This window comes from Yersinia proxima, assembly GCF_902170785.1.
GTDB classification, from domain to species: Bacteria; Pseudomonadota; Gammaproteobacteria; order Enterobacterales; family Enterobacteriaceae; genus Yersinia; species Yersinia proxima.
In genome coordinates this window covers 332983-350159 of record NZ_CABHYG010000011.1, presented here as the reverse complement: position 1 = coordinate 350159, position 17177 = coordinate 332983, and the positions used below count along the sequence as shown (strand labels likewise).

The window sequence follows — 17177 nt, the reverse complement described above, 5'->3', positions numbered from 1 at the left end:
TGAAATGTTTATAAGAATAGTTGTAAAACGAGGATGTGCGTAGGGTAGTTCGTCCTGCAATCATTAGATATATTAACTTAATATCGTCGAGAATGCATTTTTGATAACTATCAATCAATGGCGGAGTGATATTTACCGCCATTTTGGTTTGAAAAATCAGTTTGATATACCATCTCGAACAGCAATTTCATAAGCAGGACTTATACGACCATGTAATGCGGGGTTATCACTCTCATCCTTAAGTTGTACGCCGGATAAACGCCTCTGGAAAGATTGCTCTAACAACCATGCCAACTTAAAAGCAGCTTGCGGATAATCCAGCCCTTCAGGGCGAATATTGGAGATACAGTTGCGTTCAGACTCTAACCGCTGAATATTGGGTCCCCAGGTCATATAAATCCCCAGGCTGTCAGGGGAAGAAAGTCCCGGTCTTTCACCAATCAACATGACTACAGCTTTGGCTTGCAGACATTCACCAGCATCATCGCCCAATGCCACTCGCGACTGATGAGCCAGCACCACAGGTGCCAACGATAAGCCCAGTATTTGCAAATATGGCAGCAAAGCTATCACCAGCGGAATCGCCTGTCGGTGAACCGCTTTTGATGATAAACCGTCGCCAATTACCAATAAAACATCGGCTTGTTTCTCGGGCCAGGCAGACAATTGCTCACGGCTTTGTTGAGACAATTTCCGCCCCAAATCAGGGCGGCACAGATAAGTTGATCGTTCCGGTGCAGCACTGTTGACGGTAAGCGTGGGAAGCCCCAAATCTGCTAACTGGCAGGCAAGATCTTCACTGATAAAAGGCTGATGTACCGCATCACGGGCCTGAGCATGAGCCAGACCAAACTTCAGCAATTCGTGGGTCGGTAAACTTGCGCCAGTACGACCAAGGGCGATACGGGCAGCAGTAAACTGGCGCAGAGCTTCCCATGGATTACGATGCAACAGAGGATTATTATCATTACTCATCAGAATGCCTCTATCTGGGGTAATTGCGCCAATAATGGATGATTAATGGTGGTATCACGCAAACGCCCTTGGGTATCCATGATTTTCATTTTTTCCAGCCACAGACCAAACTCGGGAGCATGTTTCAAACCAAGTAATTGACGGATATACAGCGCATCATGGAAGGACGTACTTTGATAATTCAGCATAATGTCATCAGCCCCAGGGATACCCATCATAAAGGTTAATCCCGCCGTCCCAAGCAGCGTCAGTAAGGTATCCATATCATCCTGATCCGCTTCTGCGTGGTTGGTATAGCAAACATCACAGCCGAGTGGAACGCCCAATAATTTGCCACAAAAATGGTCTTCTAAACCGGCACGAATAATCTGTTTGCCGTCGTAGAGATATTCCGGCCCGATAAATCCGACCACGGTATTAGTCAATAGCGGGGAGAAACGGCGCGCAATCGCATAAGCACGAGCCTCACAGGTTTGCTGATCCACACCAAAATGAGCATTACCAGAGAGGCAACTGCCCTGCCCGGTTTCAAAATACATCACATTGTCGCCGACAGTACCACGCTTTAAGCTCAGTGCAGCAAGTTGCGCTTCTTCCAACAACGCGAGATTGATACCAAAACCGGCATTTGCAGCCTCACTGCCCGCAATGGACTGAAAGACCAAATCAACCGGAGTGCCGCGTTCAATCAGCTTAAGGGTGTTGGTGACATGTGTTAAAACGCAAGACTGAGTAGGGATCTCAAAGCGATTGATAACATCGTCGAGCATATAATTCAGTTTTTCCAGCAGCGGCAAACTGTCACTGGCGGGATTAATGCCAATCACGGCATCACCACTGCCATACAGCAGGCCGTCGAGCATGCTGGCCGCAATACCTTGTAAGCTGTCGGTCGGATGATTAGGTTGTAGCCGCACACTCAAATGCCCGGGAAGGCCAATAGTATTGCGAAATCGCGTGATGACATGGCATTTCTTTGCCACCAGAATCAAATCCTGATTACGCATAATTTTACTGACTGCCGCAGCCATCTCCGGGGTAATACCTGCGCTAACTTGTGCCAGCATCACACTGTCAGCTTGCTCGCTAAGCAACCAATCACGAAAGTCCCCAACGGTCAGATGAGCAATCGGGGCGAAAGATTGCGAATCATGGCTATCAATAATGAGTCGCGTAACTTCATCCTGTTCATAAGGAATGAGCATTTGCTGCAAAAACGTTTTTAATGGCAAATCGGCCAATGCCATGCGAGCAGCCATGCGTTCTTCCGCCGTTTCTGCTGCGACACCGGCCAGATAATCCCCTGAACGCGCAGGCGAAGATTTCGCCATTAAATCCCGTAAATCATCAAAGTGATAGGTGCGATGGCTCAATGTTGTCTGATACATAACGCGTCCTTTAGCTCATCAGGCTGCGACAGCAGCCTGTATTTATGTCTATATCACTCTGCACCACTCAACTGTGGATCAAATGCGGCAGCGGCGCGCGAACGATGGGTTAGACGGAAATAAATATAACCGGCTAACATCATTCCAGCGAATATCAGCGCCAACAGAGGGTTGTAATAGATCATGGCCACCAGACAGACTACCGCCAACACCAATGCTAATGCGGGGGCGAATGGGTAAAGTGGCGCGGAGAAAGGACGCGTTAAAGCAGGCTCTGTTTGCCGCAATTTAAATAATGACAACATCGAGGTGATATACATCACGATGGCACCAAACACCGACATAGTGACGATATTTGCTGTTAGTGGCATGCCACCAATGACTATCAATGAATCCGAGAAAATCGCCGCGATACCCACCACACCACCAGCCAAAATTGCCAGGTGAGGAGTACGAAAACGCCGATTGACGGTTGCCAAAGGCTTAGGCAAATACCCCGCGCGGGCCAGGGCAAAAATTTGGCGTGAATACCCCATGATAATACCGTGGAAAGAAGCTATCAGGCCAAACAACCCGAGCCATACCAGCATATGTAACCAGCCACTGTCACTGCCAACAATAATTTTCATTGCTTGTGGTAACGGATCATTAATATTCGACAACTTAGTCCAGTCACCGACCCCACCAGCAAAGACCATAACACCCAATGCCAGCACCACTAATGTCAAAATGCCGCAAATAAAAGCACGCGGAATAGTGCGCTGCGGCTCCTTGGCTTCTTCAGCAGCCATCGAAGCCCCTTCAATCGCCAGGAAGAACCAGATAGCAAAAGGAATGGCAGCAAAAATACCTGACATTGATCCCAGACTGAATGTATCGGCGCCAGCCCAGCCCCCTTTAACAAAGTTACTGGCTTCAAAACCCGGTGCAACCACACCCATAAACACCAGTAATTCAAAAATCGCCAAAACTGTGACTAATAATTCAAAGGTGGCAGCAATACTGACACCCAAAATATTCAGTGACATAAAGACCAAATAAGCGCCAACAGCAACCCATTTAGGGTCAATAGCGGGGAATTGGACGTTAATATAAGCACCAATTGCCATCGCAATTGCTGGCGGCGCAAAGACAAACTCAATCAAGGTCGCAAGACCGGCAATAAATCCACCGGTAGGGCCAAATGCACGGTGAGCGTAAGCAAATGGCCCGCCTGCATGGGGAATTGAAGTGGTTAGCTCAGTAAAACTGAAAATAAATGCCGTATACATGGCGGCGACACCTAAAGCGGTGAACAAAAACCCTAGCGTCCCCGCCTGCGCCCAGCCATAACTCCAGCCAAAGTATTCGCCGGAAATCACCAATCCGACGGCAATACCCCATAATTGAAAACTACCTAATGTGCGTTTTAATTCCGGTACTTGTTTTACCTGTGACATAGACCTTATCCCTGCAATTTAACAGTAATAGAGCGGTCTATGGCTAAAGCAAGGTTTGTACCAAATAACAAACACCCGCTCACCGGCCGGAATACCCGCACTTTATGTAATGGGAAAGGCCAATATGATGATAACAAGTTCGAGTTATGCGCACTTTTAAGAGGCAAATGCACAAAGATGTCGCAGAATGATGCCACCACGTAGTGGTGGTGGCATCATAAGTTAATAGTTACGGTTGTAGATCAGTATCAGAAGGAGACTTAGGTGTTTTGGTCCATTCACGTAACCGCTGAATATGCAGATACAGGGCAGGAATAAACAAAATTCCGACAGCGGTGGCCATTAACATGCCGCCAAACACAGTGATACCAATAATCTGACGGCTCATTGCCCCCGCACCACTGGCAAACACCAACGGCATCACGCCGAGGATAAATGAGATTGCCGTCATCATCACCGCGCGGAAACGCTGTTTGGCACCGTCTTGTGCCGCCTGTGCAATAGTCGCTCCCTCTTCCCGCCGGGCTTTGGAGAATTCGACAATCAATATCGCATTCTTGGCCGCCAGCCCTATCAAGAGCACCAATCCGATCTGTGCGTACACATCATTGGCAAAGCCCATCGCTGACAACCCTGCGACCGCACCGCCCACCGCAAATACCACCGAGAGGATCACCACCAGCGGTATACTCCAGCTTTCATACTGGGCCACCAGGAACAAGTAAGCGAACACTAACGCCGCCAGATAAATAAACACTACCTGACCGCCAGTTTGCTGCTCTTGCCATGACATCCCACTCCAGCTATAGCTGTAACCTTGCGGTAAATTCTGTGCTAATAGCGCCTCCATCGCCGCCATTGCCTGCCCAGAACTGGCCCCATCAGCCGCAGACCCGCTAATCGCTACCGAGGGGAACTGGTTAAAATTGCTGATAAACGGCGCGCCAACTGAGGGGGTCAGAGTGACCAGATTCGCTAAACTGACCAATGCGCCGTTATCACTGCGCACATTCAAACTATTGATCTGCGCAGTACGCTGACGGAAATCCATATCATTTTGTAACTGCACTCGAAACATACGGTTATTGAGGGTGAAATCACCGGCATTCATCCCCCCAAGTGAGGTCTGTAACGTCTGGAAAATACGACTGACTGGCACCTGTAATAACGCGGCACGATCGCGGTCAATACTCAGGTTAGTTTCAGGTACTGAAGCACTAAATGTGGTAAACACCCGACTCAGTTTTGGGTCTTGGTTGGCAGCAAAAATAATCCCCTGACTGACCTGCGCCAATTCCTGCGGGGTTTGCCCCAACAGGGCTTGAATCCGCAAATCAAAGCCCGAAGCACTGCCCAAACCGGCAATTGCCGGTGGGTTAACCGCCATGATCATCGCAGAGGGAATGGCCGCCAGATTGGCCTGAATATTCGCCAGCACCTGATCAATATGTGGCCGCTGCCCCCAAGGTTTAAGCATCACAATCGCAAAACCCGCATTTGGCGAGTTATTGCCACTAAGCAAGCTGAAACCGGTAATTTTGATCACATCCTCGACTGCGTCGTTGGCGGTCACCTGCTGGTACATCTGGTCCATTACCGTCTGCGTGCGATTCAAAGACGCCCCATCGGGCAGTTGCAAACTGACAAAGAAATAGCCCTGATCCTCTTCCGGCAAGAATGAAGTCGGCAAGCGGGTATAACCCCACCAGGTTGCCAGCCCCACCAGCAGCAATGCGGCAATACTGAATACGGCGCGGCTACTGATTCGTCCTGTTAATGAGACATAGCCATCACGGGCACTGTCCAACCCGCGGTTTATCCCGCCAAACACGCCGGTAGTCGACAACGTGCGGCGCTTAAGCAATACCGCACAGAGTGCGGGGCTTAAGGTTAATGCATTGATACTGGACAAAATAACCGCCGCCGAGAGAGTGACGGCGAACTGTCGATACAGCTCCCCCACGATGCCGGGCAGAATGGCGATGGGCACAAATACCGCCATCAGCACCAGTGTGGTGGCAATAATTGGCCCGGCAATCTGACTCATTGCCTGTTTGGTTGCTTGCGCTGGGGTGAGGTCTGGATCATTTGATAGCAAACGCTCGACGTTTTCGACCACCACAATGGCGTCATCCACCACAATAGTCAGTGCCAAAATAATCGCGAACAGACTGAGCGTATTCGCTGAGTAACCAAAGACATACAGCACAGCAAAGGTGCCTAGCAGCGAAACCGGAATGGTGAGCGCGACAATAAAGGTCGCCCGCATACTTTGTAAAAACAGATACACCACCGCTAACACCACAATCAGCGTCAATGTCAGTGAAAGCGCGATTTCATGCAAGGTTGCCGTGACCGGCAAAGTGGAGTCGTAGTTGATTTCATAGGTCAGATCGGGAGGGAAAGAGGCCGACAGGCGAGCCATCTCATCCCGCACGCCATTTGCCACATTTAACGCATTGGCACCGGGAACCGGATACACCACCAAAAAGGCTGACTCAGTCTGGTTTTGTGCTGCACTAACCTGATAGTTTTGCGCACCAAGCGCTACGCGTGCAACATCACCCAGCCGAATCATACCGCCCTGTGGATTGCTACGAATAATGACATTGGCAAATTCTTGCGGGTCGCTCAGCCGCCCTTGCCCACTAATGGTCAGGGTTTGCTGCTGGTCTGGCGTCGACGGCGACGAACCAATCTGCCCTGCTGCTGCCTGCACATTCTGCTGTTGTAATGCCGCTACAATGTCCTGCACACTGACATTCAGGGATTCCATGCGTTGTGGATTCAGCCACACGCGCATGCTGTAATCACGCGCACCAAACACCTGCACATCACCCACACCATTGATACGCGCAATAGCATCACGCAGTTGTATGCTGGTGTAGTTGCTCACAAACAAAGCGTTATGGGTCTGTTTCGGTGAGAAGACACTCACGCCCAATAGCAAGTTAGAAGCGCGTTTGCGCACTGAAATACCGTTTTCATTCACTTCTGCCGGGAGCTGGGCGCTCACCTGAGAAATGCGGTTTTGCACTTCAACTGCGGCCATATCCGGATCAGTGCCACTGGCGAAAGTGATGCTCAGTTGATAGCTGCCGTTATTGCCACTGGTGGATTCCATATACAGCATATTGCTGACACCATTGACCTGAGCCTCCAGCGGTGACGCAATAGCTTGCGCCACATCGCGAGCACTGGCCCCCGGATAAACAGCACTGACCGACACAACTGGCGGCGTGATATCTGGATATTGCTCGACCGGAATCACATGCAGTGACACCCAGCCAACAATGGTTATCACTAGCGCAATAACAATGGCGAACTTGGGACGACGGATAAAGAAATGCAGCATCTGTCCTTCCCCTTAGTTCGCAGTCAGCGGCGTGGCAACACTGGCGTTCACGGTCATACCCGGCCGGACATGCTGTAGCCCCGATACAATCACGCGCTCGCCCACTTTCAGCCCATCTTTCACTTCATATTGCTGTTCAAACTGCTCACCGAGGGTGACCGGCCGCACTTCCACCTGATCTTTATCTGTCACGACCAACACAAAATGACCCTGTTTATTCTGTTGCAATGCCGCAATCGGGATGGCGGTAACGGCTTTTGCGGTTTCAGCCGCCAGCGACACATTCACCACACCTCCGGGCAGTAATAAATGCCGTGGATTGTCAAAACGGGTGCGAATCGTCACAGTGCCGGTCTGTTTATCAATTTGATTATCAACCGATTCAAAAACACCGCTTTCTGGATATTGCTTACCATTTGCCAGTTGAATGCGCGGAGTGAAATGCTCAAATGCCAGTGCGCTGTTGTCGCTGGCAGAGGCTGCACCTGTCGTGGATAACTGATATGTGGCAGTGATGTAATCTCTTTCATTTACCGCTATAGCCACACGAATAGGGTCAAGTTGTACAATACTCACTAAGGTGCCACTGGCTGGGTTAATCAAACTGCCAACATTAAAGCGGCTGTGTCCAATTTGGCCGGTGATCGGGGCATAAATGCGAGTAAAACTGAGTTGCAGTTGTTGAATCTGCAAGTTTGCTTGCGCCTGAGCTACCGCCGCTCGGCTAATATCTCGCTGCGCCTGCGCTTCATCGACTTCAGCCTGACTGACCGAGCGGTTATTGCCCAAACGCTGTATGCGGGTGAGATTCACCTGTGCATGGTTGGCGCTGGCGGTTGCACTGTCTAACTGGGCCTGAGCCTGAGTCACAGATGCCTGATGCAAAGCAGGATCAATTTCATATAGCAGGTCTCCCTGCTTAACCATCTGGCCTTCGGTAAACAATCTGGCGGCAATAAATCCCTCTGTTCGGGTTGTTACATCCACCGCCTGAATAGCTTCTACCCGTCCGAGAAACTGCAATGCACTATCTGGGATTGCAGAAGTCACTACCGCAACGGTCACCGCGGGCAATGGGGCTGCTGCCATCACACTTTGCGCGCTGATACCTAATAAAGTAAGGAAACACAGCATCAAAAAATGTAGCCGAGCGCAAAGGGTTCGCAGTACGTCAGGCATTATCGGTTTGCAAACCCAATTCAGTGTAAACATGGTCATTAATTCCTTACTCTCGGCGGGGACATTAGGTTGGATGTAACATAAGCAAAGTTTAGTATGATTAATAATAATCTTAAGTCACTTTAACGCCTTGCAGCCAAAATTCCTATCGTAGAGCTGTAACCATTCCAGCACTTCCTTGATAGCTCCTTGCACATTTGCCGTAGTGAAAAAACCATCGTCTGGTTTTATTCCTATCGTTTTTGGTGAAAAAACAGCAGCAAAACACCATATTATTCTAAGCTCAAATAATAACTCGGCGGAGTTATGTTAGTTTATATTGCCCAGAGCCTTCATTTCCTGTGGATTAAACCGATATTTAATGAGTATGCCCCAGAGATTTCCAGCTAACGGAAGATACAGTGAGCAAGAGGTTAATCGGTCTGGAGCCGATTTGAACGATGACGGGTATAAAGGAATTCACTATGACAAACTCCACCCCGCCAGAACCGCGGGCAAGAGGGGAAAATGTTTTCTTTGCTAAACGGACTTTGCAAACCATGGCATTGTTAGTTGGGGCAACGATTATTATCGCCGCAGCAGGCATTATCTACATCGCTTCACAATTAAATGAACAAGCGGTATCCCAAAGTCGTTTTCTGGTGGAAAAAGCCTGGGAACTGCGCCAGAAATCCATGAAAGTCAGAATAAAAGATAATGCTTTTTGGGGCGATGCCTATCAACATCTGCATGTTACGGTAGACCCTGACTGGGCCTTTGTCAGCCAGAATTTGGGGCCATCACTTTACAAAAACTTTGGTTATGACGGCATTTTTGTTATCGATGGACAAGGAAAAACCCGTTATTCCGTCATTAATGGGCAATGGGTCAATACCCCCCTGCAAGATTGGCTCCACGAAGATATTACGCCATTTGTTAATTCAGTACGCAATCAGGCGGAAAATGAATATGCCGCGACAGAAATCATCAATGTTGACGGACTGCCTGCCATTATTGCCGCCGCCGCTTTAACCACCGGCAATGATCCACGAGTTAAGCCCATTGCTGGCCCACCTTCTGTTTTAGTCTTTGCCAACTTATTGACGCAATCTGAGCTACAAGCGCTGGGAGAGAGTTACGGCATTAATCAACTGCGCACACCTCGGGACGAAAAAGATGCGGCTTCCAGCCCCTCAATGCAATTATCATCTAATGATAACAGTGTGCTGACGCTGCGCTGGAACCAAAATATGCCGGGAGTGCAATTGCTCAATATTTTGCTCCCACTGCTGGCACTGGTTGCTTTGATTCTCGGACTGAGTGGTTGGCTGGTGCTACGGCGGGCTATGTCTGAAGCACGTATCGCTGATGAAAATAAAGCGGCTTTAATCGCCAGCGAAGAACGCTTTCGACATGTAGCTGAAGCTGCAACTGACTGGTTATGGGAAACCGATGCCGATCTGCGCATCACTTATCTTTCCCAGCGATTTTTAACCATTACCGGGTTAAGCGTTGAACGCTGGTTGGGCCGTAATCTCGACTCACTGTTAAATTGTGACCTTATTCCGCTGCGCTCCTGGCTGCAATATACCCACCTGACGGAATCGCGCAATGAGCTGCAATGCACCTATTTCTCAGCAAAAGGCGACAAACGTATTTGCCGGATTTATGCCAAACCCATCATCAAAAATGACCAAATTGTGGGTTTTCGTGGCACCGCCTCGGATATTACCAGAGAGATAGAAGCACAAGAACGAATCCAACACCTTTCATTGCATGACGCACTGACTGGTTTACCTAACCGCCTGCGAATGAAAGAGTTTTTAGAAAACAAACTGAGAAACCTGGCCGCTGCACCACATCCATTAGTGATCCTCAATGTTGATCTGGATAAGTTTAAACCGGTTAACGATACCTTTGGTCATGTTACCGGTGATCAGGTGCTACATCAGGTATCTGAACGCCTGAGAAGCTGTTTGCGCGATCAGGATTTGGTCGCTCGTCAGGGAGGAGATGAATTCATTCTGATTATTACCGGGCTTTCTTCTACCAAAGAAATTGAACAACTCTGCGCCCGTGTTATTGCTCGTATCGAAAGCCCATATATGATTAATAATCAGGAGATTTTTATCGGTGCCAGCATTGGCATTGCTCTGGCACCACAAGACTCAATGCAAGCAGAGGAGCTATTACGTTTTGCCGATATTGCGATGTATGCAGCCAAAAATAGCGGCCGTAACCGCTGGAGTTTCTATTCCAGCGAAATGAATGACCGCCTGATGCAGCGCAGTGAACTGGAGCGTTTCTTACGTCAGGCAGTTAAACATAATGAATTCAGTCTTTATTATCAGCCACGTTATCGCATTGAGGGCACAAAACTGACCGGTGCTGAAGCTCTGGTACGCTGGAACCACCCTGTTTTAGGGTTACTAATGCCAGATCAATTTATTGCTCTGGCAGAGGAAACCGGACTTATCACCGCCATCAGTGACTGGACGATGTTGCAAGCCTGTCAGGACGCGGCTGCCTGGCCAGCATCATTGATTATTTCTGTCAATATTTCTGCCATTGAATTCAGAAGCCAACGCCTGATCGAACGGGTGCGACAAGTTCTGTTATTAACCGGGCTACCGAGCCATCGACTGGAATTGGAAATCACTGAACGGATAATGATTGAAGATGCCGATGGAGCATTTAAAACCATGACAGCATTGAAAGCCCTTGGCGTGCGTTTATCCATGGATGATTTTGGGACCGGATACTCTTCACTGAATTACCTGCGCCGCTTCCCATTCGATGGACTAAAAATAGATAAGAGCTTTATTGATGAACTGACGCAATCCCATGAGGGGCAATCAATTGTTGAAGGTATTATAAATCTCGGCCACGCACTATCAATGACGGTCACCGCCGAGGGAGTAGAAACCACAGAACAACTTGAGCATCTACAAACACTCAAGTGCGATGAAGTTCAGGGTTATCTGCTAGGTAAGCCGATGAAATTAAACGAGCTATTAAATATTACTCATCAGGCGGGTTACAGCGAGTAAAGTTTCAATAAGTACCGCTCAGCCACCAGATTAATTACTCTCCGGGGCTGAGCGGCAATCAATATTTTATGAAGCGGGCTGGCTTTTAACCTTGAAATTAATAATGTCGTAAACCAATCCATCTATTGTACTTTTTACTTCATCAGCAGTGATTGGTTCACCACTATTACTGACATCTTTACCATAGGCTTTGCGCACCACAACAATAACCGGTTTGCCGGTATTGGAGTCGATAACCTGTATTTCCAAATAAAGCGCAGTATGCTGAGTACGATTACCCGTTGCTGCCATGGTGCCAGCAATAACAGCAGCTATGGGTATCATCTCATAGACTTCAAGATCTTTATCTTCGGCAGAAACCGCAGTAATAGCACCTCGTACAATCAACGTATTCCGTTTTTTCGGTGAATTAACTAACGGCAATTGGTGGCTAACGGCTTCTTTAAGTCTTTTATTCGCGTAATCCAGTATGTCATTTAATGTTTTTTGACTCACTCGCTGATTTGGACTTGATTTTGGATAATAGACCAGCGGTGTATAATAAACACCAGTATACTTCGCCACATTAAAATCTGGCGAAACCCAACGCAATATTTTCTGGCCGCTCGCAGATTCCGCTTCTTGTAACTTACTATAATCACCAAGAAAACCAGAGTATTGTGCACTGGTTGTCATTTTTGAGGCGCATCCTGCTACGAGAATTCCGACGACAAATAACGCCGCTATTTTATAACTGTTCAAACTGGCCATTGTATTTTCCTATATGTTTATTAGGGAGCTAAAAAACAGGGATGTAGAAAAAGACCAAGAAAACAAAAGAATGAGAATGCTCTCCATTCAAATTCTAAACCATGGAAAAATATTTGCTGAAAATTAATTTAAAGCCTCCAAAGAGGCACAGAATTAATTTTAATCTGAGAATAAAATCTGTCAGGAAGGCGATAAAATCAGGCGAGACTTAATACGTGAGGATTTCCAATTGATAAAGGCCATCAAGGAAGGCTGGCACAAAACTCCCCGGTCCTGCGACGCGTTGAGATACTTGCCCCCCGACCTGCGACATAATTCGGCAAGCGGTCGCAACGTGGTGCAAACGATCGCCTTCTAGCGCACAAAACGCCGCCACCACTGCAGACAGTGCGCAGCCGGCCCCGACTACACGGGTCATTAGCTTATCGCCACCAGTCACCGCAACATCGCGCAGACCATCAGTGATGTAATCAACCTCCCCCGTCACCGCAACCACTGTCTGGGCGCGCTGTGCCAATTGGCGAGCGGCCGGTAATGCCGCCAGTGACGTATCGACACTATCGACACCGCGCCCCATGGTTGCCATACCACTCAATGCCATGATCTCTGAGGCATTTCCACGTATAGCCGCCGGTTTTAGGGTGAGTAAATGGCGGGCAAAATCAGTGCGATATGCCAGACCACCCACAGCAACCGGATCGAGTACCCATGGCGTGCCCGCTTGATTGGCTGCGGTTATCGCGCTCAGCATCGACTCTGCTCGCGCCCGATGCAACGTACCAATATTGATAAGCAAACTGTTCGCCATCGTACTGAATTGCGCCGCCTCTTGCGGCTCGACCACCATCGCAGGGAAAGCCCCCAGTGCGAGTAACACATTGGCTGTAAATGACTGCACCACTTCGTTGGTCAGACAATGCACCAATGGCGGCGTGGCACGAAATTGCTGTAAGCAAGCGCTGGCCAGTGCATCTGGCAATAAATCCATCAAATAATCCTCCAATAGCCACTTTTGGTCGCACCAACTCTAACAAGGCAACCCTTCTGTTGTAGTCGTTTGATATTACGCTCAATTGTACGGCTACTGACTTTCAATTCATTGGCCATTTCAACAATCGTAATAGTAGGATTTACGATAATAGCCGCTAAGATACGCTCAGCTATCGGGTTTAAAGCCGATGCGCTTTCTACCGACATTTCTACCGACAATTTTGACTATTATTAACACGATTGACCGCCATTAAACACGATCTGCTGTAATCATCACTTCGAATTATTTTGTTCTGAAAAACACTGGTGTTAATGACTCGCCACTTGCCTGCATTATCAGCAGCTCTGGCACGGTACAATCGCCCTGATCAGCTGCGCGCAGCCGCTATTACTGCCTGCCCCAGCGCTAGTCCACCATCACCGGCTGGCAGGCGCTGAGGCATCAATAGCTGGAAATCATGCAATTGTTCGCTGAGTAATTCACGTAGTAATCGGTTATGCAGCACGCCGCCAGAAAATGCAATAGTTTCAATGCCAAAGCGCTGTGCTGCCTGTCGGGCCAAAGTCGCAAAGCCCTGCGCGAGAGCAAAGTGGAAAGCATAAGCTCTTTCAGCCGGTGCAGCATCGAAAGCCAGCCATTGTCGCCAAAAGGTTGCTAAGTCCAATTGATTATCGCGCAGTGGCATAGTAACGGGTGGAACTGTTCTGGAACTTTGCCATGCCAGTGCTTCCAACAGACAAGCCGCCTCTCCCTCCCAGCTGATAGCTTGCGGCACAATATTTAGCGCCGCCGCTACCGCATCAAATAACCGCCCCGCCGACGAGGCTAATGGCGCATTAATGCCGCGCGCAATCGCCCGCGCCAGTACCTCACCCTGCGGTTGAGGGATAGCCCCCGCTTCGGGCAAGTTTTGCCAATTCGGTACAAAACGCTGAAACTGCGCCAGTAAATTGCGCCACGGCTGGCGCGAGGCCAGATCCCCACCGGGTAAAGCCACCGCAGGCAAACCGCCAACGTATTCACAATTCACATAATCCACTCGTAGGCATTCGCCGCCCCAGAGCTTCCCTTCTGCGCCATATCCCAGCCCGTCCAACGCCAGGCCTATCACCTCTCCAGCTTGACGCGGCCAAGCATGTTCTGCCAGGCAAGCCGCTAAATGAGCATGATGATGAAGCACTTCCACGTAGGGAATGTTGTGCTGCGCCGCCCATTCTTGACCAAATTGGTGACTGACATAAGCGGGATGCGCATCTACCACCACCGCCTGCGGGGTAAAATGATAAATATCGCAAAACAGTGCGAGTAACTGCTGCTGTTGCTGCGCAATATCGCGATCTTCCAGATCACCCAAATGCTGGCTTAGCACCGCATTGCTGTCTCGCAGCAAGCAAAAGGTATTTTTCATATCCGCCCCCAGCGCCAGAATAGCGGGTTGCTGGCTAAACCCTGGCGGCAACTCGAAAGTGTCTGGTACATAACCTCGGGCGCGGCGCAGCATTTCAGCCCCGCGCGGCGTCAGGCGCACCAATGAATCGTCTGCGCGTTGCACGATTTCCCTGTCGTGCAGCAGCCAGTGGTCGGCAATTTCACTCAAGGCACTCAGAGCCTGTTGATTACTCAGAGCGGGCGGCTTACCTCTACCATTACCGGAGGTCATCACCAACGGGCGCGCCACCTGTTGCAGCAGCAAATGTTGCAGTGGGTTAGCCGGCAGCATCACGCCAATTTCGGGTAACTCGGGCGCGACCTCCGCACAAAGTGGGCTTTCCGGCTGCTTTGCCACCAGAACTATCGGGGCGGCCGGGCTGCGTAGCAAACCGAGCAACGCAGTATGATCAGCACTTGATACACAGCTATGCAGCCAATCGACATCCGGTAACATTACCGCCAGCGGCTTGGATGGCCGATGTTTACGCTCGCGCAAGCGAGTCACGGCGACAGCATTGGTGGCATCCACCGCCAGATGAAAACCACCCAGCCCTTTGACGGCCACAATGTTGCCCGCCAACAGCGCCGCAGCGGCCTGCTCTAGCGCGGAGAAACCCAGAGCCATGGTCTGCCCATCAGCTCCCGTTAGCCACAGTTGCGGGCCACAATCCGCGCAAGCATTGGGCTGGGCATGAAAACGACGGTCTGCGGGATGGTCATATTCAGCCTGACAAGCCGCACACAGCGGGAACTTACTCATGGCGGTAAAAGGGCGGTCATACGGCATGCGCTGGATAATAGTAAAACGTGGGCCGCAATGGGTGCAGTTGATAAAAGGATAGTGGTAGCGACGGTTAGCAGGGTTATTCATCTCACTCAGGCAAGCATCACAGGTCGCGGCATCCGGCACAATTTGGGTGTCCATCTGCCCAGCCCCACTGTGCTGAATCACGAAATCCAGCGGCGGCTGCGCCCAGTGGTATGGTGTGGTATCAATGCTATCAATGTGCGCCAATGGTGGGCAATCTTGTGGCAATGCTTGTAAAAAATCCGCCACCGCCGGGGCTCGCCATAGGTGAACCGTCACCCCCGCGCTGTCGTTGCTGACATCCCCTTGCAGGCCAAAACGGTGGGCAAGTTGCCAGATATAGGGGCGAAAACCCACCCCTTGCACCTTACCTTTTATCCGCAGACTGAGACCGTTTTTATCCACAAAAACTCCTTCGCAAGGCTGCCAGCAGCCTGTTTTATCGCCTGGAGATCGCGGGGCGACTGCACCGATGGGCGCTCCGGCGACTTACGTCGCTACGACCCATTCGGCATATTTCCCCGCTTATCAACTTGTTAATCGCCTGTCACTTTCATGACAAATGGAATCCCAAAAGTCATTGGAGTTGCAGGTAGGCAGCAAGTAAGCAAATCCCGATGAGCTGACACAAGTCAGTGATTCGGGTGCGCGAACGCAGCTAACACCCCTGCGGCTTTAAGGACAAATGGGATCCCAAAAGTCATTGGAGTTGCAGGTAGGCAGCAAGTAAGCAAATCCCGATGAGCTGACACAAGTCAGTGATTCGGGTGTGCGAACGCAGCTAACACCCCTGCGGCTTCAAGGACAAATGGGATCAGCAGATTCGAGGTAGCGGCTCATCCAACGGCAAATCCAGTTTACGTGAAACGCCAAATGCGCCGCATAACCGCACCTGTTTATTCTCGGTCACCTGCCCGATAACGGCGGCATCACGGCCGAGTGGGTGGCGCTGTAATTCAGCTAAAACAGCATCTTGCGCATCAGGTGAGACCACCAGTACCAGCTTGCCCTCATTGGCAAAGTTGAGTGCATCCAGCCCCAGTAATTCACAAATACCACGTACCGCCGGTTTTAATGGTAAATCCGCTTCGTTGATTTCCATGCCACAGCCGCTGGCGGCGGCGAATTCGTGCAGAATTGCCGTAACCCCACCACGAGTGGCATCACGCAGCGCCCGCACACCGGTAATATGGCGTAGTGGCGCAATCAACGGTGCCAGTAGCGCGCAATCACTGGTCAGTTCCGCCTCTAGCCCCAAACCTTCGCGTAAATTTAGGATAGTTGCGCCATGATCACCTAAGGTGCCGCTGACAACGATCCGATCGCCCGCACGGATCATCGCCGTTCCCCACTGGATATCTGCTGGGATCACGCCGATGCCGGTGGTATTGATAAAGATCTTATCAGCCGCGCCACGCTGAACCACTTTGGTATCGCCGGTGACTATCTGAATGCCCGCTTGCTGTGCGGTGGCCGCCATTGAATGCACAATGCGCTCCAGAGCAGCCATTGGTAGCCCTTCTTCCAGAATAAAACCACAGGAAAGATAGCGCGGAGCCGCGCCACTCACCGCCACATCATTGGCCGTGCCGCACACCGCCAGTTTGCCAATGTCGCCGCCGGGAAAGAAAATAGGATCAATCACATAGCTGTCGGTCGATACCGCCAGTCGATCCCCCTGTGCAACCAGATCCGCCAGCGCAATACGCGCCTGATCTTCCCGCTCATTCAGAGCCGGGTTAGAGAACGCCGCCAAAAACAGAGATTCGATCAAGCTCTGCATTGCCCGCCCGCCACTGCCATGTGCCAGGGTAATCTCTTGTTTATTCATT

Annotated in this window: 11 protein-coding genes; 1 reads left to right on the top strand and 10 read right to left on the bottom strand. The window is 50.1% G+C overall.

The features are described 5' to 3' along the window. Window positions 1–156 precede the first annotated feature (156 nt). From eutC to FTB31_RS10470, 5 genes are all read right to left on the bottom strand, one after another. Entirely contained in the window at window positions 157–975 is an 819-nt protein-coding gene (gene eutC, locus FTB31_RS10490; protein WP_050077175.1) for an ethanolamine ammonia-lyase subunit EutC, read from the bottom strand. After that, a complete protein-coding gene (locus FTB31_RS10485) occupies window positions 975–2363 on the bottom strand; it encodes an ethanolamine ammonia-lyase subunit EutB (protein ID WP_050077173.1) in 1389 nt (462 codons plus the stop codon). Before FTB31_RS10485 ends, eutC begins: the two co-directional genes overlap by 1 nt. A gap of 53 nt (window positions 2364–2416) precedes the next feature. After that, window positions 2417–3802 carry an ethanolamine permease gene (eat, locus tag FTB31_RS10480; RefSeq protein ID WP_227731362.1) on the bottom strand — a complete coding sequence of 462 codons (1386 nt, stop codon included), beginning with the start codon at window positions 3800–3802 and terminating at the stop codon, window positions 2417–2419. Between the two features lie 229 nt (window positions 3803–4031). Continuing rightward, entirely contained in the window at window positions 4032–7157 is a 3126-nt protein-coding gene (locus tag FTB31_RS10475; protein ID WP_077295319.1) for an efflux RND transporter permease subunit, read from the bottom strand. Window positions 7158–7169: 12 nt separating this feature from the next. After that, window positions 7170–8369 (bottom strand): efflux RND transporter periplasmic adaptor subunit, encoded by a 1200-nt coding sequence (locus FTB31_RS10470; protein WP_050077168.1) that lies wholly within the window; start codon window positions 8367–8369, stop codon window positions 7170–7172. 431 nt (window positions 8370–8800) lie between these two features. On the opposite strand from FTB31_RS10470, the gene FTB31_RS10465 reads away from it, so the two are divergent. Continuing rightward, window positions 8801–11365 carry a bifunctional diguanylate cyclase/phosphodiesterase gene (locus FTB31_RS10465; protein WP_050077166.1) on the top strand — a complete coding sequence of 855 codons (2565 nt, stop codon included), beginning with the start codon at window positions 8801–8803 and terminating at the stop codon, window positions 11363–11365. A gap of 66 nt (window positions 11366–11431) precedes the next feature. Here the strand turns inward: FTB31_RS10465 and FTB31_RS10460 are convergent, their stop codons facing one another. The 5 genes from FTB31_RS10460 to hypE form a co-directional block, all read right to left on the bottom strand. Then, window positions 11432–12115 (bottom strand): DUF3313 domain-containing protein, encoded by a 684-nt coding sequence (locus FTB31_RS10460; protein ID WP_227731361.1) that lies wholly within the window; start codon window positions 12113–12115, stop codon window positions 11432–11434. Window positions 12116–12323: 208 nt separating this feature from the next. Continuing rightward, the gene (gene thiM / locus FTB31_RS10455; RefSeq protein WP_227731360.1) at window positions 12324–13103 is read right to left on the bottom strand and encodes a hydroxyethylthiazole kinase; all 780 of its coding nucleotides are present in this window, start codon (window positions 13101–13103) and stop codon (window positions 12324–12326) included. Continuing rightward, a complete protein-coding gene (locus tag FTB31_RS10450) occupies window positions 13103–13312 on the bottom strand; it encodes a MarR family transcriptional regulator (protein WP_077295315.1) in 210 nt (69 codons plus the stop codon). The genes thiM and FTB31_RS10450 overlap by 1 nt, the downstream gene beginning before the upstream one ends. 161 nt (window positions 13313–13473) lie before the next feature. Next, entirely contained in the window at window positions 13474–15750 is a 2277-nt protein-coding gene (gene hypF, locus FTB31_RS10445; protein WP_227731359.1) for a carbamoyltransferase HypF, read from the bottom strand. 409 nt (window positions 15751–16159) lie between these two features. Then, the gene (gene hypE, locus FTB31_RS10440) at window positions 16160–17176 is read right to left on the bottom strand and encodes a hydrogenase expression/formation protein HypE (RefSeq protein ID WP_227731358.1); all 1017 of its coding nucleotides are present in this window, start codon (window positions 17174–17176) and stop codon (window positions 16160–16162) included. Window position 17177 lies beyond the last annotated feature (1 nt).